Origin of the sequence: Pseudoalteromonas arctica (genome assembly GCF_012927645.1) — a bacterium.
Taxonomy (GTDB): Bacteria; Pseudomonadota; Gammaproteobacteria; order Enterobacterales; family Alteromonadaceae; genus Pseudoalteromonas; species Pseudoalteromonas arctica_A.
Genome location: NZ_JABBMT010000019.1, coordinates 1 through 23287, shown reverse-complemented (window position 1 = coordinate 23287; position 23287 = coordinate 1). Strand labels below are relative to the sequence as shown.

Annotated in this window: 14 protein-coding genes and 1 pseudogene; 8 read left to right on the top strand and 7 right to left on the bottom strand. The window is 39.9% G+C overall.

All coding sequences use genetic code 11. The features are described 5' to 3' along the window. Positions 1-48: 48 nt before the first annotated feature. From srmB to yghU, 3 genes are all read left to right on the top strand, one after another. Complete coding sequence (gene srmB, locus HHO47_RS12420; protein WP_169020574.1) at positions 49-1281, top strand: ATP-dependent RNA helicase SrmB; 1233 nt, start codon at positions 49-51, stop codon at positions 1279-1281. Positions 1282-1660: 379 nt separating this feature from the next. Continuing rightward, the gene (locus HHO47_RS12415; protein WP_169020573.1) at positions 1661-2257 is read left to right on the top strand and encodes a rhomboid family intramembrane serine protease; all 597 of its coding nucleotides are present in this window, start codon (positions 1661-1663) and stop codon (positions 2255-2257) included. Between the two features lie 206 nt (positions 2258-2463). Further along, positions 2464-3303 carry a glutathione-dependent disulfide-bond oxidoreductase gene (gene yghU, locus HHO47_RS12410; protein WP_169020572.1) on the top strand — a complete coding sequence of 280 codons (840 nt, stop codon included), beginning with the start codon at positions 2464-2466 and terminating at the stop codon, positions 3301-3303. Positions 3304-3372: 69 nt separating this feature from the next. On the opposite strand, the gene HHO47_RS12405 is transcribed toward yghU, so the two are convergent. The 3 genes from HHO47_RS12405 to HHO47_RS12395 form a co-directional block, all read right to left on the bottom strand. Continuing rightward, positions 3373-8427, bottom strand: coding sequence for a DNA repair ATPase (locus HHO47_RS12405; RefSeq protein WP_169020571.1), 5055 nt, complete (start codon positions 8425-8427; stop codon positions 3373-3375). 81 nt (positions 8428-8508) lie between these two features. Next, a complete protein-coding gene (locus tag HHO47_RS12400) occupies positions 8509-10611 on the bottom strand; it encodes a flotillin family protein (RefSeq protein ID WP_169020570.1) in 2103 nt (700 codons plus the stop codon). A 62-nt stretch (positions 10612-10673) separates the two neighbouring features. Next, positions 10674-11297, bottom strand: a complete 624-nt coding sequence (locus HHO47_RS12395; protein ID WP_211183714.1) for an OB-fold-containig protein — start codon at positions 11295-11297, stop codon at positions 10674-10676. Between the two features lie 274 nt (positions 11298-11571). On the opposite strand from HHO47_RS12395, the gene HHO47_RS12390 reads away from it, so the two are divergent. Then, entirely contained in the window at positions 11572-12351 is a 780-nt protein-coding gene (locus HHO47_RS12390) for a putative porin (protein WP_169020569.1), read from the top strand. A 65-nt stretch (positions 12352-12416) separates the two neighbouring features. Here HHO47_RS12390 and HHO47_RS12385 read toward each other — a convergent pair whose 3' ends face one another. Beyond that, complete coding sequence (locus HHO47_RS12385) at positions 12417-13907, bottom strand: dipeptidase (protein WP_169020568.1); 1491 nt, start codon at positions 13905-13907, stop codon at positions 12417-12419. 144 nt (positions 13908-14051) lie between these two features. Further along, a pseudogene (locus HHO47_RS19580) lies at positions 14052-15281 on the bottom strand (methyl-accepting chemotaxis protein); the annotation flags it as partial. 468 nt (positions 15282-15749) lie between these two features. On the opposite strand from HHO47_RS19580, the gene HHO47_RS12375 reads away from it, so the two are divergent. Next, entirely contained in the window at positions 15750-15920 is a 171-nt protein-coding gene (locus tag HHO47_RS12375) for a DUF2986 domain-containing protein (RefSeq protein WP_169020566.1), read from the top strand. A gap of 107 nt (positions 15921-16027) precedes the next feature. Here HHO47_RS12375 and HHO47_RS12365 read toward each other — a convergent pair whose 3' ends face one another. After that, on the bottom strand, positions 16028-17002 hold the full coding sequence (locus tag HHO47_RS12365; RefSeq protein ID WP_169020564.1) for a TDT family transporter: 975 nt from the start codon (positions 17000-17002) through the stop codon (positions 16028-16030). A gap of 110 nt (positions 17003-17112) precedes the next feature. Between HHO47_RS12365 and HHO47_RS12360 the strand changes: the two genes are divergently transcribed. Then, entirely contained in the window at positions 17113-17991 is an 879-nt protein-coding gene (locus tag HHO47_RS12360) for a LysR family transcriptional regulator (protein ID WP_169020563.1), read from the top strand. A gap of 47 nt (positions 17992-18038) precedes the next feature. Here the strand turns inward: HHO47_RS12360 and HHO47_RS12355 are convergent, their stop codons facing one another. After that, entirely contained in the window at positions 18039-20174 is a 2136-nt protein-coding gene (locus tag HHO47_RS12355) for a TonB-dependent receptor plug domain-containing protein (protein WP_169020562.1), read from the bottom strand. 459 nt (positions 20175-20633) lie between these two features. Here HHO47_RS12355 and HHO47_RS12350 point away from each other — a divergent pair, with 459 nt between their 5' ends. Both HHO47_RS12350 and HHO47_RS12345 read left to right on the top strand, forming a co-directional pair. Continuing rightward, a complete protein-coding gene (locus tag HHO47_RS12350) occupies positions 20634-21827 on the top strand; it encodes an MFS transporter (RefSeq protein ID WP_169020561.1) in 1194 nt (397 codons plus the stop codon). A gap of 321 nt (positions 21828-22148) precedes the next feature. Continuing rightward, on the top strand, positions 22149-23009 hold the full coding sequence (locus tag HHO47_RS12345; RefSeq protein WP_169020560.1) for a chitodextrinase: 861 nt from the start codon (positions 22149-22151) through the stop codon (positions 23007-23009). Positions 23010-23287 lie beyond the last annotated feature (278 nt).

Below are 23287 nucleotides of genomic sequence, written 5' to 3'. Positions count from 1 at the left end.
GGATAGCGCGTATAATTACCAGCAATTGTCCTCTATTTTTGACACTCTATGCAATTTTCTGATTTTGATATTGATAACAAGCTACTACAAGCCGTTGCTAAAATGGGTTATGAAACCCCTACTAGCATTCAACAACAAGCGATTCCTGAAGCGCTGCAAGGGCGTGATATTTTAGCCTCTGCACCAACCGGTACTGGTAAAACAGCGGCATTTTTGATCCCGGCGATTCAATACTTACTTGATTTCCCGCGTCGCGAACCTGGTTTTGCCCGTGTTTTGATCATGACTCCAACGCGCGAGTTAGCTTATCAAATTCATGAGCAGTGTGAACTGCTTGCTAAAGGCACTAACCTTAAAATTGGTGTTGTTACTGGCGGTATTAACTACGGTACGCATAAAGAAATTTTTGAAAAAAATAACGATATATTAATCGCCACACCAGGGCGATTAATGGAATATTTAGAAACCGAAAACTTTCATGCCGAAAACGTCGAGATGCTTATTTTAGACGAAGCAGACCGCATGTTAGATATGGGCTTTCGTAAAGAAATGATGCGTATTTGTGAAGAAGCAAAAAACCGTCGTCAGTGCTTTTTATTCTCAGCCACTCTTGAAGGCGATAGCGTTGAACGATTTGCAGAGCAAATTTTAAAAGATCCAGCCCTATTAGAAGCTGAATCTTCACGTAAAGAAAAAGCTAAAATCCATCAATGGGTGCACATTGCTGATGATTACAACCATAAATTAGCGATGTTGGTTGAAATATTAAACAGTGAAGAATTAAGCAAAGCTATTGTGTTTGTTAAAACCCGTGATCGCCTAGAAACATTAGTTGGCGAGCTGACCAATGCAGGGGTTCGCGCAGCCTGGTTACGTGGTGAGATGCCACAAGACAAACGCATGAAGGCAATGGAAAACTTCCACAGTGGCCGTACAAGAATATTAGTTGCGACTGATGTTGCCGCCCGCGGTATTGATGTGGCTGATATTAGCCATGTGATCAACTTTGATATGCCACGCACAGCCGACGTGTATGTTCACCGTATTGGCCGCACGGCTCGCGCAGGTAAGAAAGGCATTGCAATCTCATTGGTAGAAGCCCATGACATCGCAGTATTAGCAAAAATTGAACGCTACATTGAACTGCGCCTTAAACGCCGTGTTGTTAAAGGATTTGAGCCGCGTCATAAAGAAGCTAAAGCGCCAATCAAAAAACATAAAGATCCGGTAAAAATCAAAGCCCGTAAAAAGGCCAAAGCAAAGGCTAAGAAAAAGAAATAACTCACCTGCAAATTAACCAAGTTTAAAACGATAAATTGTAAGCGGCAACCCATTGAAAAAGATAATGACATTTGCCGTTTTAAAATAGGAAATCACACGATCGTATTCTTTATGAACTAAGTTATGAGCTGTAATAAAATGCCTGCAAGTATTTAAGCTTTAGGGCGTGTTTATTTTATCACGCTCAGTTTCCATATAATATTGAGTGCTCTTATGATCATCCAACACCACAATGCTGACTTACCCCAACAGGTTTAATGCATGATGAGGGTGAACGATACGACGGTGCGCTAGCAATATCACCATGTACCAGCAAGGCTTTTCAATTAAGCATTAAGAAAGGTATACTCACGCAAACATATTTAAAATTAAGTGATGTATGGCAAACCAAAAAAGTTCTTTAAGCGTTCCTCCTCTAGCCAGTAAACGCTTTACGCTTATTAGTATTATTTTATTGTGTGTTTTACTGCAAATTATTAATAGCTTACCGGGCGTTAACTTAAATGGATTAGGTATTTACCCACGTAGTTTAAGTGGCTTAATGGGTATTTTTTTCGCCCCTTTTTTACATGGCGGCTGGGCACATTTGCTCAGTAACTTAATCCCATTTGCTGTGCTTGGCTGGTTAGTCTGCCAATATAGCGTCAAACGGTTTTGGGCTGTATTTATCTTTACTGCTGTGGTTGGAGGGTTACTGGTTTGGCTATTTGGTCGCGCTAATCTTCACGTTGGCCTAAGCGGTGTACTGTATGGCTTGTGGGGCTTTTTGATCTGCTACGGCATTATGCATCGCTCATTTAAGGCCATTGCTATTAGTGTCGCTGTGGTATTTTTATATAGTGGTTTAATTTGGGGTGTTTTGCCGCAGCGCCCCCATGTATCATTTGAAAGCCACCTGTTTGGCGCACTCGCTGGTATTCTTATTGGCTATTATTTAGCAAAGCAAGATAAGAAAAGCGCAAGTTACAAACCTTAAAGTTAGCTAGGTTAAAAATAAATATTAACCATATTATATTTCAAAGAATTGAATTGTTAAGTAACGGAGACAACATAAATATTTTCCATTTCAATGATCTCCATAATTACCAATGAAAGTTATCTTTACTTCCCTTGCTCTAAATGATCAACTAGGATGGGTTGTTCGTAACCTTAATTAAAGTAACCAACGTTTAAGGAGTTTTGATGAGTAACAGCGAAAACTATACCCCGCCTAAAGTATGGCAGTGGGACGCGGAAAGTGGCGGTGACTGGGCAAAAATAAATCGGCCAATTGCGGGGGCTACTCACCAGCAAGATTTACCCGTTGGTGAGCACCCTCTTCAGCTTTACTCACTGGCAACCCCTAATGGCCAAAAAGTCACCATCATGCTTGAAGAACTATTAGAGCTTGGTATCACTACAGCCGAGTATGATGCGTTTTTAATTAAAATCGGCGATGGCGATCAATTTGGCTCAGGCTTTGTGGGTGTTAACCCTAATTCAAAAATTCCAGCGCTAATGGATCACAGTACGACCCCTGTAACACGGGTGTTTGAGTCCGGTGCTATTTTACAATACTTAGCAGAGAAGTTTGATGCGCTAGTGCCAAGCGATCACACTAGTAACACCGAATGCCGTAATTGGTTATTTTGGCAAATGGGATCAGCACCTTATTTAGGCGGTGGCTTTGGTCACTTTTACGCTTATGCACCAGTCAAAATGCAATATCCTATTGACCGATTTACGATGGAAGTTAAGCGCCAGCTAGATGTATTAAACCGCCATTTAAGTGATCACGATTATATGGCAGGCAGTGACTATTCAATCGCAGATATTGCTATTTGGCCATGGTATGGCTCGCTGGTATTGGGATATTTATACGACGCCGCCGAGTTTTTAGACGTTGAATCGTACACTCATGTATTACGCTGGGCAAAACAGATTGAACGCCGCCCGGCAGTAAAGCGTGGTCGCAGAGTTAACCGTACTTGGGGCCCTGAAGAGGAACAACTAGCCGAGCGCCACAGCAAGAGCGACTTTTAACGAACGAAAACCTAACAGCGCGATTAGTATGACTAACCGCGCTGTTATGCTGGCTGTAAATCTCTTTGGTTATTTCGCGCCCCATGCAGCAATCAATTTTTCAAACTGAGCCTGCATATTGTTATTATTAATACCTTGAGTTTGTTGGTTAATTGCATTAACAAGTTCAGTAAATGACGTTTGGTTATTATTACTGAGTTTACTGGCTATATCTTCCAGTGATTGATGCAAATAACCCATCTGCTCCACCGCCATCATCACCGGACTGCCGGCGCCATCGAGTTTATTTAAACGTACAAAATCAGCTTTAATTTGACTAAAGCGCCGCAGCTGTTCGGTGCTTAATGTGCCACGCAGTTCAGCGAGTTTAAGTAAGTTCTCTTCAGAGCCTTTACTGAGTGTTTGCGCTTCACCGCGATAATGGTCGCAAATCAAGTTTTCTAGCTCTTCGTCATTCATGGCTGCAACGACTTTTTCTGCCATTTTATTCATATTACGATAGCTGCCTTGCAGTTTAAATGGCGGCTCTGTGCGGTAATTATTATCTTGTGCGGCTGAGGCAATATACTGGGCGTTGACTTTTAATACGGTATTGCGAATAGTGATTAATCGCATCAGTACCGCTTTAATTTCGTTAACTTCCGCTTGTGAATAGCCGTGTTCAAGCTCATTTAATGAAATATCTTCGCCTTGGCACATCCGCACTAACTTATATAAATCTTCCATATTGCGGTTAGCCAATGGCGCTAATACTGCGTTAGACGTTAGCGCATTTTCTATAAAGCTCATGGCAAACTCTTGCTCGCAGCCTGCTAAGGTATCGCCAAGATTATAAATATCGGCGCGGTTTGCCAGCATATCAGGAATTTTAAAGCTCTCGCCCGATTCCGTATACGGGTTACCTGCCATCACTACGGCAAACTTTTTACCGCGTAAATCATAGGTTTTACTTTTACCGTTCCACACCCCGTCAATACGTCTTGAGCCATCACACAAAGAAATAAACTTTTGTAAAAACTCTGGGTTAGTATGCTGAATATCATCTAAATAGAGCATCACGTTATTGCCCATTTCAAAGCTCTGATTGATTTTTGCAATCTCTTTTTCAGCAGTAGCATTAATGGCTTGAGCAGGATCGAGTGACACCTGATCATGCCCTATCGACGGGCAATTTACTTTTACAAAAGTCAGCCCTAAACGGTTAGCAACGTATTCCACTAAGGTAGTTTTACCGTAACCTGGCGGCGAGATCAGTAATAACATGCCCATTAAATCAGTGCGTTTATTTTTACCTGCTGAGCCAATTTGCTTTGCTAAATTATCACCAATAATTGGGAAGTACACTTTATTGATCAGCTGATTACGTACAAAGGAGCTAAGTGGCCTGGCTTTAAATTCATCAAGTTGCAGGCGCTCTTTTTGCGCCGCTAAAATATCACTGCGCAGTGCATGATATTGCTCAAAAGCCGGCACTTGCTCAGTAATATACTTACGCGTTCGGGCATAAAACTCCGCATAATCAACATGTAAAGTTTGCTCTTGCACTCGTTTATGCTGTCCCATCAAACGCTCAACTTGGGTGTTTGGGGTGACGTCTAACACAGTGTATTTTAATGTTGTGGTGGCACTAAGATGCAAGTAGTTAGCCGCTTCCGCCTGCACCATTGCAGACACGTTAGAATTTTGCATGCAGTACGCATTTAGCCAACTTAAAAATAATAATGCCCGCTCATCAGTTTGCTTTACATTTTCACAGGCCTGAGCAAGGTCGTTGCTATAACCTTTGGCTTTAGCGTCACTACTAAACTGTTCAGCTAAATTTTTAGCTTGCTGAGAAACGATAAATAGCTGTTGCTCTGCCGTTTTTTGTTGTGCTAATTGTTGCACTAAATAAGCAGCGGCTAAGTCAGTAGATAAATCAGCAAAGCGTGCTGATAATTTGCTAATTTGTAGCAAAAAGTCGTTGATCTGTTCACTTAATTGCGCAGTTAAGGCGCTGATAAAACCAGTCGCAGCAAAGTGTTTATCCATCAAAATAGCATTGCTTGCTTGATGGAAATATTCGTTCAGTTGTACAGATGACAATTGCGCACTAAACAGCTGCGCAACAATACGGCAACTGGCCGGATAAATAAGTAAATCCAGACTATTTTTTTGCGTCAGTAAGGTGTCAATAATTGCCCATGCATCGTGGTCATGAATACCTTTTTCATAGCCTTCTTGATAACGCGGTTCAGCAAATTTTTGCACCAGCTGCAATAACTGTTTATCTCGTTGTGCCTGCTCTAATTGTGCAAAAGTCAGCGAATGCTCACTGTTTTCACAAGCGAGTAATATCTGTGCAGCTAAATACTCACCACGATAAACCACCTCACTTTCCGAAACTAATGCTTGTTGCCACAAGTGACGGCTTTGTTGCAAGGTTTGTAAGCTTTTCTCATCTGTTATTGGCTCAAAATAATCAGTGCCCGTTAAGTGCAACATTAGCTGCTCGTCACGCGGCAATAAGGTTAAATCGAGTAATTGCTTATTGACGCTAAAGGCGTGCTTACCAATACTGACTGTATTGCCGCCGTCAGTGAAAATATCTTGTTTATCACGTAATGAACGAATGCCCTGATCTTTACTGGCTTTGAGTTTTGATTGAATATCATCGCCACGAATTTCATCGCCTAATTCTTTAAGCTCGTTAGTCAATGCACGAAGCTTGCTGATCATAGGATCGGCAGCAAAATAAGTATTTAATGCATCAAGCTCAGTAAAGCTTTGCGCACGACGGTTCACGCCTTGCAATATACGCTCAGCAGCATTGGCTAAATTTAGAGCACGGCGCTGACGGGTATCAATTAAGCTTTGTTTATGTGCCTCAAAGCTTTCGTATACGTCATCACGTTTGGCAATGATCTCTGTCAGGTACTCGTCAAAATCACTAAATTGTGATTCCAGCTCTTCAAGCTGAATAAGCAAACGTGAAAGTTGCTCGTCACACGCCTCTGGGGTTTTAGCATTATTTAGTGCGTTGGTAATACTTTGCGAAAAAAGCTTAAAGCGAGCTGCAAATTCAGCTTTCGCTTCAACACTGCCTAGGCTCTTTTGGCGAATTTCGATACTCGCTTTAGCACGATTAACCAACGCATAAACAGCGCTGATACCTTCGAGGATTTGCGTGCGCACGCGGCTGTCGTCAATATCTAAATCAAGCATGGTGTGATTCAGTAAATCCAGCTCTACACTTTGCGCATCTAACTGTGCGATATAAGTCTTCAGCTCGCTAACACTTTCGCTTTTACTGCTTAGCTGTTCAAGCTCTTTAAGTTTTTCGTGGTACGGCGCCAAGGCGCTATCTTGTTGTAAAAATGCCGCAGTTGCTTGGCTTACTTCCACCAGCTGTGCATCAATTTCACTTTGTAAATTATTCAGTGCAGCAATATCTATATATTTGATATCTTCAAGGCTTATTACTTGGCCTTTGAGCATTTTTAATGCATCAATACCTTGCACAAATTGCGGTACGGTTTTAAAGTTATCTGGGCGAACTTCTCGAATTACATCAGTGTATTGCTTATTAATATCAACCAGAGCTTGTTTGGCTTTATTTTGGATCTCGGTGACTTTTTCAAATTCATCAAGTACTTGCTCAGCGGTTTCATTAATGCTGTGAAGGTTTTGGGCGATTTCGGTAAATTCGCTTTCGTTAAGCCAATGGTAACGGTCAAAAATATTACGGCTAAGGGCGATTAAGTCTTCGTAGTGAAATAAGGTCGGGCTTTGCTCGCTAATGGCTTTGCAGACACTGTATAAATCAGAAATACCGCGAACTAAATCTGGATTACCGATTTTGCCAAAAAAGCTAGTAAGTGGTGGTGCATTAGCTGCAAATTCAGTGGATACAAACGGGCTTTGCCAGATTTGAATCGGGTGTACTCGCTCTGCTTGGTCTTTATCAGCCTTAAAGGTAAGTGTTAAGCCATCGTTGTAAATAGCATAGCCGTGGCAATAAATCGGGTTTTGAAGATTTTTATCAATAATATTATAGGCAAATAGCGCGTAACGGCCTTCACTTGGCTCGTAAAACACGTATAAAACATCTTCGCCGTTCGGTGACTTTATATGTCGGTGAAATTCTAAATCTTCTATTTGCTCTTCAAACGAGCGTGCTTGCCCTGATTGTAAGTAGTAACCGCCAGGAAAAATAATGCCATGATCTTCAGGCAAGGTAACACATGCACTGCCGATTGCATCTTGGCGCATGACCTGCTGAGTGCGGGTATTATAAATAAAATAACGCCATATTTTTTCACGGTACGGCAGAATTTTTAACAGCACTAAATCGCCTACCAGCGCATACTCAACTTCGCTGTCAGCAAGAGATTGGTTTTTATCATCAACAGGCTCTTGATAAATCCCTTCACCGGTGTCAGTGCTGTTTTCTATTTTAATGGTCAGTGAGCCGCCAATGGTTTCAACAAATACTTGATCGGCGATATTGATATGAGCGTGGCGCCCTTCTATGTGGTTACTTCGGTCAGTTTTGAGCCATTCAAAATCATAGTCATGTGCGTGTTGAATATCACGCTCACCGCGGTTATCGATATAATTAATGGTGTTGTCTGGGTGAATTTCCCAGCGAAAAACCCGTACATCCGATAACTTGTCACCAATTTGGAATAGCGCAAACAGCTTACCATTTTGTTGATATAAATGCTGTAGGCTGGTTTGTTTGTAGTAGGTATACAGTTCTTCAAAATCACGAATAAAACGACTATCGGTTAAAAAACGCGTTGTCTCTGGGTAAGGCTCAATTTCGTAATGGTCGTCTTGCTCCACCAGCTTTTGTACACTAAATACATCACTGATTGCGGTTTCTTTTTTTAATCCCAAAAATACGTTGTAAGCAAAAATAACTTTATCGCCAATAATCACAATATCGCGCGGGGTACAGTTTTGCTCAGTGCGAACACGAACACGCCCTTTTACTTGTAGATCAGTGCTACCAAATTCTTTTATGCGCTGTTGATTTACATCGTCTATTTGCGTTTTTAAATCAGCACCAAAATTATTTAAGCGGCGTTTAATTAAATCGTACGAGCCTTGCTCTAGTGCTTGTTGGGTTGCGTCCGTCATGAAACCTATCCTGAAATTTAATAGAAGTTAGCCGCAATAGTTAAACTATTACGGCTAAAACGATAAAACTTAAAAATTAAACTAATCTTTTGGATCTAGTTTAATTTTCTCATCTAACCCATCACCTAAGTTACCGCCTAACATGCTTAGTAATTGGCTTTTTTCAGCCGCAGAGGTATTACTTAACTGCTTTAATAACTTACTCATGTTGAAGTTTTTAAGTGTTTCCGCTGAGCCATTCGCCCCAGCTAACACCCCTTTTAGGTCTTCAATTAAATTACGATCGCCGTTTAAGTGATCTTTAAATACGGTTTGTACGGTTTTACTTTCATCAACCAAGCCGTCAATTGATTTGCCTAAACTGATTGCACTCATAAATTGATTAAAGAACTGACCATCGCCGCCCATAATGTTGATATCAGCATCACCTAAGGCTTTCGCCATAATGTGCGCTTGGTGCTCGGCAATGTCTTTGCTGGCTGAAATTTTTGCCAATACCAGCTCTTTTTGCTGATTAAGTTGCAGTGTAAAGCTTTCATAATCGCGAGCATCTTGATCCATCGCGTTCAAGGCTTGTAGCTTCTCTTCTAAGCCTTTTGCTTCGGCGCACATCTTGCGCTCAAGGTTAATCGCTTCCACTTCACCTTGTTTCTCATTCGCATCAGCCATGGCTGTTTGTACTTGCGCCTGAGATAACCCTATTTCACGGTTACCTTGTGCTTCGGCTTCCAATTTTTGACGCATTACTTTAGCATCAGTTTCACCTTGAATTGCATTTGCTTGCGCTTTAGCTTTAATAACATCCGCTTCAGCAAGCCCTTTCGCTGCGGTTTCAACTTGCTGTGCGTGCGCTAAAATCTTTTTCGATTCCGCTTGTTGATTGGCAATTCTAAGCTCTGCATTGGCCATTGTTTCAAGCTCACGGGCTCTATATTCTGCCGCTTGCTCTTGCGCTTTTGCAGCTTCGATGCCTTTTACTAATGACTCTTCCGCTTCAGCTTTGGCACGAATGATAATTGCATTTTTCTCACGCTCTGCACCTGCGAGTACTTTCACATCTTTAATGCGCTCTTCTTCTTCGGCCACTGATTTTTCAACAATCACGCGATCACGCACTACATCAGCAATTTCTTTACGCTCTACTTCCAGCGCTTTTTCTTTATTGATGCGCAGGATTTCGGTTTCTCTTTCACGTTCGATCACTTCAATTTCACGTGAACGAGCAACTTTTTCTTCTTCAATACCCAAAACGCGCAAGCGGTTTTGTTCGGCAATATCAAGCTCACGTTGCTTATTTTGTTCGCTAATGCCAATCGCTTCTTCGGTTTGAATGCGAGCCTGCTCTAATTTTAAGCGCTCTTCTTGGCGTACTTTTTCAGCTTCTGCGTATTCACGGGCTTTCACGGTTTCAATTTCGCGCACTTGACGTGACATGGCATCTTGCTTTTGACGCTCAATTTCCAGCGTCTTCTCGGTGGCTTCTTGATTTTGGATCTCAATTTTAGCGCGTTCATCACACTTTAATTGATTGGTAGATACATTTTGTACTGCGGTCATTTCAGTGATGCGGCGAATACCTTCGGCATCGAGAATATTTTGCGGATCGAGCTTATCAATTGATGTTTGTTCAAGGTAATCAATCGCAACATCTTCAAGCGAATAACCCGATAAATCTTGGCCAATCACTTCTTTGATATTATCGCGAAATTCATTTCGGTGAGTAAATAACTCAACAAAATCCATTCGCTTACCAACGGTTTTAAGCGCTTCTGAAAATTTCGCTTCAAACAACTCTTGTAATGTGGCGTGCTCTGATGCACGGGCACAACCGACTTGCTTAGCAACGCGTAAAATATCTTCTTTATTTTCGTTAACACGAATATAAAAAGTAATGGCGATATCTGCGCGAATATTATCTTTACAGATCAAACCGCCTTTATCTTTACGCTCAAGTACCATGCGCTTGGTTGAAATGTCCATCACTTCCATTTTATGGATCACAGGGTAAACAATTCCGCCCGTGGTGGTAACATCCGGCTCGTTCTTCATTTTATTAATGATCAGTGCTTGGCCTTGCTCTACCTTGCGATAAAACTTGCCAATGATCAGCAAAATAGCAAAAATAACAGCGATTGCTATGCCTACAAATGTCAATATAGGTATGAGGTTATCTAAAAATTCCATGTTATGTCCTAACGTGATTATCGATTTTATTCTGTGTTACTTATCCCTAAAAAATTAAGGTATTACCAAGGTTTGGCGGTAATAATGTAACTGTGTTGCTCTTTGAGGTGTTCAAGCAACACTGCGGTGTCACCTGATGTAAATTGCTCGTCATTTTCAGTTCTAACTTCAAGTAACTGCTCAGTACCTTGAAATTTAACCCGTGCTTGGCCAAATGTGTTGGTTACTTTACCAGTGACAACAACACATTCTAAACCCAATAAATCTGAACTTTTTGAAGTTTCTGCGCTGCTAAAAAAGCGCTGTAAGGGGCGAGAAATAATGGCCGCAACGGGTATCGCGATTAATAAACAAGCGACTAGCATTAACACGCCAAAAATATAAAACCAGATACCATCGCCTAACAGGTAGGCAAAAAACTTATGGGCATAGATACTGATCAACCAGCTACTCATCACTACAAGACTAATAGATACTGTAATTGGAATGCCACCAAACCCCATGCTAAACCATGAACTCAATCCTGAACTTTGCGATGCATCGACATCAAGTTCTAGATCTGATTCAAACATGTCAATGTCGGCAAAGCCAATAAGGGTTATTAGCCAAAACAACATCACAACTAACAACAGGGCTGAAAAAATCACAGTGGGGAAAGTAAGCGCTAAGTTTAAAAATTCTATCATTACAACTATCCATTTATTTTAAACGCAGTAGGCAATAAAACTTTTTATCATTTAGTCGCGTAAATGTTAAGTGTTTTATGGAAAATCAACGTTATTAATATAAAAAATTATAAATGAACGACTTTTTCATGTAAATCTAACTTAATTAAAGACTTAGATATTACACTGCTGATAAAATATACTCGCAATTGATTACAAAAAAATATAGGATCCGCACTCTCGTATTTGCATTAGCTGCAAATAGCTCTATTTAAATCGTTAAGAAAGGACACTTATGCGTTATTTACTACCAATTTCATTACTTGTATTATCTTGCTCAGCTACTGTTAATGCACAGCAATCAGAAACCCGTCAATGGTTTAATAGCATTGAATATAACACGTTAGAAAATACAGACTTGGATTACGATTCAACCCAACTTTCAAGCCATTACTATTTTGCACCACAACAAAATACCGGCGTGTGGGATGATTATGGTTACCTAGATACTGATTCTAACATTGCTCTTCATTACTACGAGAGTAATGGTCATGATAATTTTTCTTTTAACGGTGAAGCCTTTTATGGCAACTGGTTTGTTAGCGCTGAATTATCTGATTTAAGTAATTTAGATAACTACTCTGTTGGCGCAGGGTACTTATTTAACGATTCACTTAAAGCCTCAGTACGGATACAAGAGCTTGAATATACAGATGAAATATTCTGGTTTAAAGCACAGTATAATCATCAATTGAATGACACTGACTATATAGGTTTTACTATAGAAGCCGATGATGACCTAGATAACTGGAATGCATCTTCGCGTTACTTTAGCCACCTTGGTGACGACCGTTATTTTAGCTTAGATGTAGATTATCAAGACCCCACTAATGCCGTATCAGCAATGGCTAATTACTACTTTAATCGTAATGTCGCTATTGGTGCTGGTGCAACTGACTCAGACCTACAACTTGAAGCTAAATATTTTATAAATAGCCAATATTACTTTACCGCAAATTTCACTGATTATGACAGTGGTGATTTATATACTGTGAAATTTGTTGCTCAGTTTTAATAAGTAAAAAAAGCAAAAACGCCGCAATTTAGCGGCGTTTTACTGTGTGTGTATGACAACCTAAGTTACATATTACCTAGCTTTATCATCATTGCTGTATACATTTTAAGGTTTAAATTAAGTTGCTCAACGGTTATAAACTCATGCTCTGAGTGGCCGGTGTAGCGTTTACCTGGCATTGATGGTCCAAACGATACGGCATTATCAAATAACTTGGCATTTGTGCCGCCGCCAATAGACACAAAGCCTGCCTCTTGATCACCGGTAAAATGTTTAAAAATATCTAGTAATGCTTGAGCATGAGGTGCGCTGTCGAGCAACATAGGCGTGCCAATAATCACTTGCGTATCTTTTAAAGTGACCTGATTACTAGTCTGCCAATTAGTCAGTGCGGTATCAATTTGCGTACGTAATACCGTTTCATCTTTACCAACGGGACGACGTAAATTCACTGCAAGTGTAAGTTCATTACCATCACGTTCAATAAGCGTTGGTGCTACTGTCATAGATCCCATAAAGTCATGTTTATAAGCAATATCACCAAACTGTTTGCCATGTATATCAAGACCAACAAGCTGATTTATAAACGCAATTGCTTGGCCATCACTATTATTCTCAAGCTCAACTCCTTTAAAGATTTCCGCTAAGTAAGCAATGGCGTTAACCCCAGATTCTGGCTCTGATGAATGAGCAGACAACCCTTTTACGCTGATAACAACACCATCAGCTTGCTCGCTAAAGTTAAATTCCACAGCGTTAAACGCACTCGCTGCATGTTTAAGTTTGCTGACTAACGCAGTATCGGCGTTATGTAACACCACACTCGCATCTTCTGGTATTTGGCTTTTAAAAGCGCCGCCAGTAAGTTCACTTACATACACTCCTGTTTGTGCTGAGGTAGCATTAAACGTTGGTGCAATTAAGCTCCAACCTTTTTCCGCGACAACCACCGGGTATGACGCATCAATAGTGACCGCATATTTAGGCTGCTGATAGCTTTTCATAAACGCTTCAAGTGGACCCCAATCAGATTCTTCTGCTAAGTAAATCATCAGCTCAATACGATTATTAAGTGTGAGCTGTTGATCTTTTATAGCTTTCATTGCATATAAAGCGGTCGCGATAGCACCTTTATCATCTTCTGTTCCCCGCGCAATTAATTTACCTGGCTCAGAAGTACTATCTATTTCAAACGGGCTTTTTTTCCACTTACTTGCGTTGGCAGGTTGCACATCGCCATGGGTTACTATGGTTACTTTATCTGTTTGCTGACCCATACCAATAAGTACGGTGTAACCTAAATCTTGGTAATCAAAACCAAGTTCAGCAGCTTTCATTTTTAACAAAGCTTTAAAGCCAATAAAGTCGGGATTATCAGGCGTATTGATGCCGTCTTTATTAACCGTCGGGAATGATACTAAGTTAGCTAAGGTATGAATTTGCGCACTTTGGTAGGTATTTACAGCGTAATCAGCAACGCTGTCATTAATCTTATTTAATTTTGCATGTGCGTTAAAGGCCAATAAAGCGATACTAGCTAAAGCTAATTTTTTCAAAACAAGTCCCATTCAATTAACAACTAAGAACCATAATTATAACGCTCTGGCTTAATAACGAACAATGCTTTGCGATAGACCGACAACTTCTTATTAATAAAACATAGAGCAAAGCAGCTAGGTAAATAATAGGCTGTAAGTAAATTAAGGTTTCATTTGCTCAACCATTTCAACAAAACGTTTAACCCCTTGCGTAATTTCACTTAGCCCTTGAGATACTTCTAAAATACTTTCTTGCCCTTCGTTTGCAATACCAGCGACAGATCCTAAGAGTTCATCCATTTGACTTATCAACGCTTGAGTTTGCTCAACGACACGGCCTATCTCTGCGGTCGATTCTGCGGTATTACTTGCAAGCGTGCGCACTTCATCAGCAACGACAGCAAAGCCACGTCCAGCTTCACCAGCTCGAGCTGCTTCAATTGCAGCATTTAGTGCTAGTAAGTTTGTTTGATCTGCAATAGTTCGAATAGTAACCACAATATCAACAATACTTTTAGACTGTATTTTAAGCTCTTTCCCTGTTGCCGTTGCATTATTAACTCGTTCAGCAATGTTTTTTGATGTTTCAACAGCTAAGTCTAAAATATTTACTGCATTGGAAGTTACTTGACTGGTTTCCTCTGAAATAGTCGCAGCTTGATCAATCGTGTTAAATGCTAAGTTAACGCGCTCTGTGATATCTGATGCAAACTTAATCACTTTATATACTTTACCGTTTTCATCAAAGATCGGATTGTAAGTTGCTTCAAGCCACAAAGTGTGACCATCTTTAGTAAATCTCTTAAAACGACCTGAATTAAATCGCCCCTTACTAAGGCTCTGCCAAAACTCTGGATTTTTAAGGTAAAACTCTTTATCACAAAATATTTTATGATGTTTTCCTTTTACTTCTTCAAGTGAATAATGAACGGTTGATAAAAAGTTTTCATTAGCATCTAAAATATTCCCTTGTGTATCAAACTCAATGACTGCTAACGATAGATCTAACGCATTAAGAATTGCATCTTTGTTTTTCAACACATTATTTATAGTCGTGATGTCATTGGCAATTTTAATAACTTTACTTACGCTGCCATCATCTTCTACAACTGGAAAATAATTTGCTTCTAAATAAATAGGAACCTTAGTTTTTGTAAAACGTAAAAAAGTACCACCAAATGATTTACCCGCACTTAAATCTTGCCAGAAATGGCGATAGTCCTCAGAATTTACATAGTCTGAATCACAAAATATTTTATGATGTTGGCCAACAATCTCACTAAGCTTAAACCCCATTACATCTAAAAAATGTTTATTAGCATCAACAATGATGCCATCTACTGTAAAACTAATAAAAGCTATATTAGATTTAATTGCATTTAGCTCTTTTTGAGCCTGAGAGGTCATTGGGTCAGTTTGTTTATGTTTATCTAAAACAGCATTCTTTGACTTAAAAAACATCATTTTATCCTTTGACTCAATCATTCTTATTAGCTATTTAAATCATAGAATTAGCAACACTACTCTTTAATAACCACTTAAATCATGACTACTACCCACTACCATTTAGTAATAAAATCAATAACATCTTATAGTTGAGAATTTTAAAAAGAGCAAGATTAGTCATCAAATCAGTAGGAGGTATTACAGAAAATGCAGGAGATATAAACGATAATATTATAGGGATAGTTGAGTTTCTAAAATAAATGAGCTAACAGTAAATCTTGTCACTTTTGAGCAACTAAATTTTTAATGTGTTAGAGCATTAAAAATGCCCACATAACAAACATTTTATAAATTTATTAGTCATATTTGCATACAACGAAGTATAATGCGCATCTTAAAATTATGGAGTCGATCATGAATCGCAGAAAGAAAATCGTTACAAAGTTTAATAACAAAGATAAGCGCGCAAATGCAAAATTACATAAAAGTAATAAGCCTGCTTATGTGTCTAAAGCTGAACGTGAAAGATTGGCACTACTGGCTCAAGAACAGCAAATAGACACTTTAAACGATGAAGCGTGTTGATACTGCATTAGAGGCCAGTTTTGAAAATCCTGAAGCATTTAGCCGTGCTTTCAAACGTGTTTTTTCTCAATCTCCAGCTCAGTATTACCATTCAAACTATTACAATTTCACACCCTCAAGCCGTTTAAAGCCAAGGAGCTAAAATAATAATAATGCGTATAACGGATCGCTACATAGCCAACCACAGCGCTTGCTACTAGTAATTCAACTACCGCTAAATGATGTATTTGGTTTATAAACTGTACATCTACATTCATAGTTAGCATCCAATCCGCGAGTTTAAATAACGCCGTAGCACCAATGACCATGGGAAAAGTAAATGCAGCAAAACCTGGGCAAAATGTGCGGCGTAGTAATTTAAAAAATGCCGTATAAATAATTAATGTCATTAGTATGGCAATACCAAATAACCCCCCTATTATCACTGGCGATGGCTGGGTCACTACAGTGAAATACCCCGCCAACGATAAGCTTGCCGGCGCCGCTAATATAGCCAATGTGGGCTGTGCAGTATCAGGTATTTGCTCAGCAAATATTATCCGGTAAATCATTAACGGCAACATGACTGCATACATTAGCATGCCAAAATAAAGCGCCCCTTGTGCTAAAAAAAGCAATGCAGGATTACCCGAAAACGCCACATCGGCAACAATAATACCTACTGGTGGTACAAACCAACTTGGCACCATGTGCTCAATTTTAAATTCACGAACACGATGAATAGTAAAGTTTAGTAAAAATCCTAAGTGCAATAAAAATGCGCCAACCCAAAGTACATCCCCTGCTAATGGATTAATGTGCCCTAACGAATTAGATACTACCAACGTTGCCATAGCAAAAGTAGGTACAACGCTACCTACAACAGGGTGTGCTAAATCGGCTTTTAGTAATTGTGGGTACAGTAAAAATTTTAAGCCAAGTATTAACAATAATACGCTCGCAATTGCTGCCCCAGTGTATTGTGCTGCACCATTTACATTAAACAGGTTTTCCCAAGCCCAACCAAGGCTGGCTATACCTAAAGCTAATCCACCCATTGGGGTAGGTGCAGTTATTACTTTGGCTTTTATACAATTAAACATTTTTTACTCCACACTCACTGGTTATCTTAGAAAGAAGTTTAACCTTGCATTTTGTTTAGTTAAATATAATTATATAGAATACACGTTCATAAAAACTAAACATGAAACTCATGAATATTTCTCTTAAACAACTTAAAGTGTTTGTAGGTATTACTCAGCATGCAACACTTACCGCAGCCTCAGAGCGGCTTTACTTGTCTAAAGCGGCGCTCAGTATGGCGCTTAGCGAGCTTGAAAAACAATTAGGCCACCCACTGTTTGACCGAGTAAATCATCGCTTAATTTTAAATCAAGAAGGGCAAAAATTACTGCCCCTTGCCGATGAATTACTGCACAGAGCAAATGATATTAATGCGCTTTTTTCGTCCCACGCAAAAGCCAGCGGCATCGTAAGAATAGGTGCCAGCGATACCATTGGTAATCATGTGTTACCCTCTATACTTAGTGGATTTCGCCAACACAAGCAGCATTATTCACAGCAAGTTTTTATTTCAAATTCTGAGCTTATTTGTCAAAAACTGCGTGATTTTGAACTCGACATTGCACTAATAGAAGGCCAAGCCCAGCAAAGCGACTTAATCTCAACCGTGTTTAGTCAAGATTCTATGTGTATTATTGCCCCGCTATCCCACCCTTTAGCCGCAAAACCACAGCTTAGTTTTAATGACTTGGCAAACAGCGAATGGGTATTAAGGGAAGCTGGCTCTGGTTCACGCTCATTCTTTTTACAAAACCTTGCTACTCATATCGATAATTGGAGCCAAAGCTTTGAGCTCAACACGACAGAGGCACTGATCAATTGCGTTGCTGAAGGTTTAGGGCTGGGGTGTTTATCGTCACTCGCGGCACAATACGCTTTACAAGATGGCCGCGTTACAAAACTTAATTTAAACCACCCCATGCAAAGGCAATTTTGGTTAGTAATGCACAAAGACAAATATAAAAATCCGTTACTGATGCAATTTATAGATTTTTGCCGCCAGCAATAATATAGCCATGTTGACCATCATGGCTATATTAGGTATAGGTAGTTTACTTAAAACGCGTAGCTGATGCCTGCATTTACTGAACGGCCTTGCCCTGCTAATTGGCTAAAACCTTGGCTCATATCTGTTTTAAAATCAGCAATACTGACCCCACCTAAAGGCTGCTGGTAGTATTCGTCAAGTAAGTTAGTAATTGCCAACTTAACTGTTAGCTTATCCCATGTCGCCTTAGTTGCTAAACTCACTAAACTATAACTGTCGGTTTGGTTTTCTAATCGACGCGGATCAACGCGGGTTTTACTATCGACCCACTGCCAGCTTAATGAGTTTTGCCATTTACCGAATTGTTGCTCAAGGGCTATTTTACTGTGTAGTGGCATTATTTGATATAGCGGCTCATCACTATCATCACGCTCGCCATGGGTGCTAGTAAGCGCGGCGGTTAAATCCCATGTGCCTGCATTTTTACTATCAACAACACGCATAATACCCTCAAGCTTAGCGCCATAAAGAGTCGCGTCTAAATTAGTAAATTGTAAGGTGTTACGTTGTGTTACTGACATAGCAGTGCGATTAGTACTGCCAATAACTGTAACATCAATATAATCATTTACTTGGGTATACCAAGCGTTAGCTGTTATTTGCCATGTACCGTCTTTTGCCGATGTAGTGTAACTAGTGCTGATGGTATGCGCGGTTTCGGCTGCTAAGTCTGGGTTACCAATATAACCATTACCATCACCAAACCAACCAATCATACTGGTCGACATCGTGCTGACACCCCAGCTATAACGTTCATATAAATTAGGCGCACGATTTTTACGTGCTAAGCCAAATTGTAGTTCATCTTCATTAGTCACTTGATAGCGTAGCAATAGACTGGCATCTACAAGCGTGTCACTACGCGCGCGATCCATGGCATTAAATTCTTTTGCAGCGGCAAGATTAGGATTAACCATGCCATGCATGCCTGACATGCCGCCCATATCCATACTCATGTCACTATATGGCTGCACTTCGCCTGCATTAGTTTGTACATATTCAATGCGTGTACCAGCAGAGAGCCACCACTTGTTATTTAGCTGCTTTTGCAACTCAGCAAAACCAGTGTAGCGGTCGCGTTCACCGTCATTAATATTTACATAGTCGTTAGGCCCCATCATCATTGAGCCTTCAATCGCAGGCCACCAATCATCAATGCGGTAACCATAGTATTCTTGGCCGAGCAGTAATGCAGTGTCAGCATTAAAGTCTAAACGCCAATTAAGTTGATAGCTGATATCTTGCGCGTCGGTATTCATCGGCATCATGCCGATTTTTTCAGCGCTGAAAAAACCCATTTCGTGCTTTACGTCATTAAAGTTTATTTGCGCTTGAAACTCACCACTTTTAAGTTGGCGTTTATACTGAGTGACTAAGCCATAACTGGTGTTATCCGTCATGTCCATGTATTGATTAGCAAAGCCCTGAAAGGGTATTTTTTGATGCGTTAATTTAACCACTAGCTGTTGTTTTTCATCTCGCAGCGCTGCAGTTAATGCATGATTTTGTACGCGATATAGAGTATCTAATGCTAGATCACCATTACCATCGTCATAACTATCAGCGTCTTCAAAGGCACCTTGATAATTTAAACTAAAGCTGTCATTGGCAAGTCGTGCGCCAACACTTAGCGCTTGCGCATTGTTTATACTGCGATACTGCGCCGATACATAACCTGAATGCCAATCTAGAGTGTCACTCTCACTATATTGTGGAGCAATAGTGTTTACTACAATGACGCCGGCAATGTTATCGCCACCAGCGCTTACTGGCGAAATACCTGCAACCACTTGATAAGACGATACTTGATTAGCCGAAATATAAGATAATGGCGGGTTCATCTGGTTGCCACAGGCTGCGGTAATATCTGCGCCATCAACCAGTACTTTAACTCTATCGCCCATCATGCCATTTAATATAGGTAAACTAGATACGCCACCTGCCGCAGAAAAATCCACCCCCAACTCAGTTAAAAGCTGTTCAGCAGAACCTAAATTTGCATGACTGTTAACGTTTTGGCCTTGAACTTCAATCACTTCAATTGAATCATCAGCAAGTACATAAGGAGAAAGTAAACTTGCTATGCAAACAGCTAACGGAGAAAGTACAGAACGTGAGTTAATAAATAAATTGTGGTTGCTCATTTTATACTTTAATTACAACAGGTTTAAGATAAACAAAGTATATAACTTGACGACAACACTGAACACGCGACAAATTGTCGCACCCCAACTCTTGCTCGATGTTCATTGCTCTTATTTAAACACGCTTATAACTTTTAAAACACTAAAAACATAAAATAGCCACGACCACTGCAAATTTATTTTGGAGCGACAGCAAATTTATTTTGCATCAGTATTTCGCTTAACAACCAAGGTGTTCATATCAAGTCGTTGAAAGTTTGAACGTTCCTACTCAGCCAAAAACGCTACAATCCAAAATCGTATTTTCTGCTCTAAACACACTGTTTTTAGTGCAAGACGCTGACTTACTTTTATCATACAATCACGGTTTAATTGGTTCTTCAAAATTGCAGCTTCCTGCATTTTATTAAATAAATTATTCATATTTTGTCGTCAGTCTTTTTACAAGGGTTTAGCTATATGGCAAGCGTCGTGAACAATACACTAAGCACTACCGCTATTTTGTTAGTACTTGCACTGGGTACTTTTATTTTAGGCTTATCGGAATTGTCGATGATGCCGATGCTGCCACTGTTCAGCGAAACATTTGCCTCAACACCAGCACAAAGCAGTTATACCATTAGCGCCTATGCGATTGGCGTGGTGATCGGTGCACCGTTTTTTATGATCACCACAGCAAACATGCGCAAGCGTAATGCTTTACTATTATTTGTGTCGATGATGTTTATATTTAACGGCTTAAGCGCATTTGCTAATTCATTAGAGCAGCTAATATTATTTCGCTTTTTAAGTGGTTTACCACACGGAGCTTATTTTGCTGTTGCCATTTTATTAGCCGCAGATATAGCACCAGCCAATAAACGTGCCAGCTTTATGTCTAAAGTATTTATGGGGATTACCATTGCAACGATTGTTGGTGTGCCTATGGTTACTTTAGTCGGTCAAAATTTTAGCTGGCGTTATTGTTTAGCGGGCACCGCAGTGCTGGCACTTGTTGCGTTAATTCTAATTGTAAAGTTTATACCAAACACAAAAAATTCAGCCCCTTCGTCGCTATTAAGCGAGTTGAGCGTACTAAAAAATAAGCTGGTTTGGTCAATTTTAGGGATCATTATTGTTGGCTTTGGCGGGGTGTTTTGCATTTATACTTATATTGCCGATACAATTTTAGTGGTCACCCACACCCCTGCTTACACTATTTCTATTGCAATGGTTATGTTTGGCATAGGTTGTACGCTGGGCAATTATATTTTAGGTAAGGCAGCGGATCATTCGCCCCTTAAAACCACCGGTATAGTACTTGTTGGTGCAATCGTTTTTGCAGTAACTTACGTCATGGCAAGCCATAACATTTGGTTACTTTATGCGGTTATATTTTTTGTCGGCTTTAGTGTCGGACTTAGCACTGTTATTCAATCTATGCTGATGGATGTATCACCAAACGGTCACGCTATGATTGGCGCACTTGTACAATGCGCATTTAATACTGCAAATGCAATTGGTCCTTGGGTTGGTGGCCTCGTTATTGCAAATGGCGCATTACCAAATCAAACAGGGTACGTCGCTGCGCTATTGTTTTCTGGAGGGTTTATAATGTGGTTACTGAGTGCATTGCAAATGGGTAAACAAAAAAGTTTAACAACTGCTATTTAATAAGAAAACTCACTTTTACAAATAACAATTGTAAGAGTGAGGAAGTGAAGGCATGGATGCTGACAGTAACCCAGCTTCAAGGATAAATTACTTGCAGCAGAGTTAAGTTTGAAAATCTATATTGAACCTCAGTGCAGCGCGAAGCGCCTCTGTGAGCTCTGTGGTGAAATTCACATATCGACCTAAAGGACAACCTACAAAGTGTTGCTACTTTTCAAACTCATCAATGGTTTTGAAATATTTAATCCTCCTACCTTGCATTTACCTAAAAAATGGACTTGATTTAAAAAGTAATGAAACGAAAATTAAAAGGATTTTAAAATGACTAAACTCATCATTATTATTGCTTGGTTACTTTTTTGTTCGCACGCTTACGCGACAAATATTTTTCAGCTTAACCCACAATCTAAAAATATAAATTTAACCGATATTCAACCAAACCACCCACAATGGAATGCTCGCTCAATTTATGTAGCCGGTGATGTTGTTACTCACAACAACAGCTTATTTATTGCCGCTTTTTGGGTTAAAGGCATTGAGCCAATAGAAAACCAACCCCATTGGGATGGTTGGATTTGGCTGCAAAATACTGTGATAGAAAAATGGCAAGCAAACAAAGTGTATCAAGCCGGCAACCTTGTAAAACACGGAGCCGACTACTACCATGCCCGCTACTGGAACGAGAATAACGAACCTAAACCTCACAGTAGCTGGCAGCGAATTAAAGATTTATTTTATCTAACCCCAGATTTGCCACCCGAACACCCTGACGACTATAAAACGTTGGACGGTGTTGATCAAAATGACAACGGTATCCGCGACGATTATGAGCGCTATGTGTATGAAAAATTTGATTCTCCACAGCTCATCACCTTCAGTTTAGGTGCCGCTTCAACATTGCAACTGGTTATTGATATTGAGCAAGGCCGTATCCCAAATTTAGATACTGAAATTGGGAAGCAGATTATTTTAGATTTTATAAATATAAGCTTCTGCACTGAAATGATACAGAATACGTTCCCTTCTTATCGCAATCCTAAACTGATGTACTTTAATACTATAGATAGGGCCTATGCTAATCGTAAAGCACAAAATAAAGCTCATGATCTAATTCCTTGGGATGACGATTTTCATTATGTAGCAGATAAAGACTGCCAAATGCTAGAAGGGATAATGAAATGAAAATATATTTATTAATTTTTTTATTTATACTCGCTCAAAACGTACAAGCTGAGATCAAAAGCCTTGATAGATACTGCTCAAAAAAAGTGGACCATCTGCGCTTATTTTTTGTTAATGGTATGTTTACTACTGCGGATACTTATCGAAAAAACGTAAGCGTATAGCTAACGACACCTAGCCTTGCTTAATATTCCAAGGTAGCAGTGGCTCAAGGTTACTTGGCTGCTCTGCAATATGTTGCAAGCACGTTGAGATGTAGTCATGCACTACAAGATCAT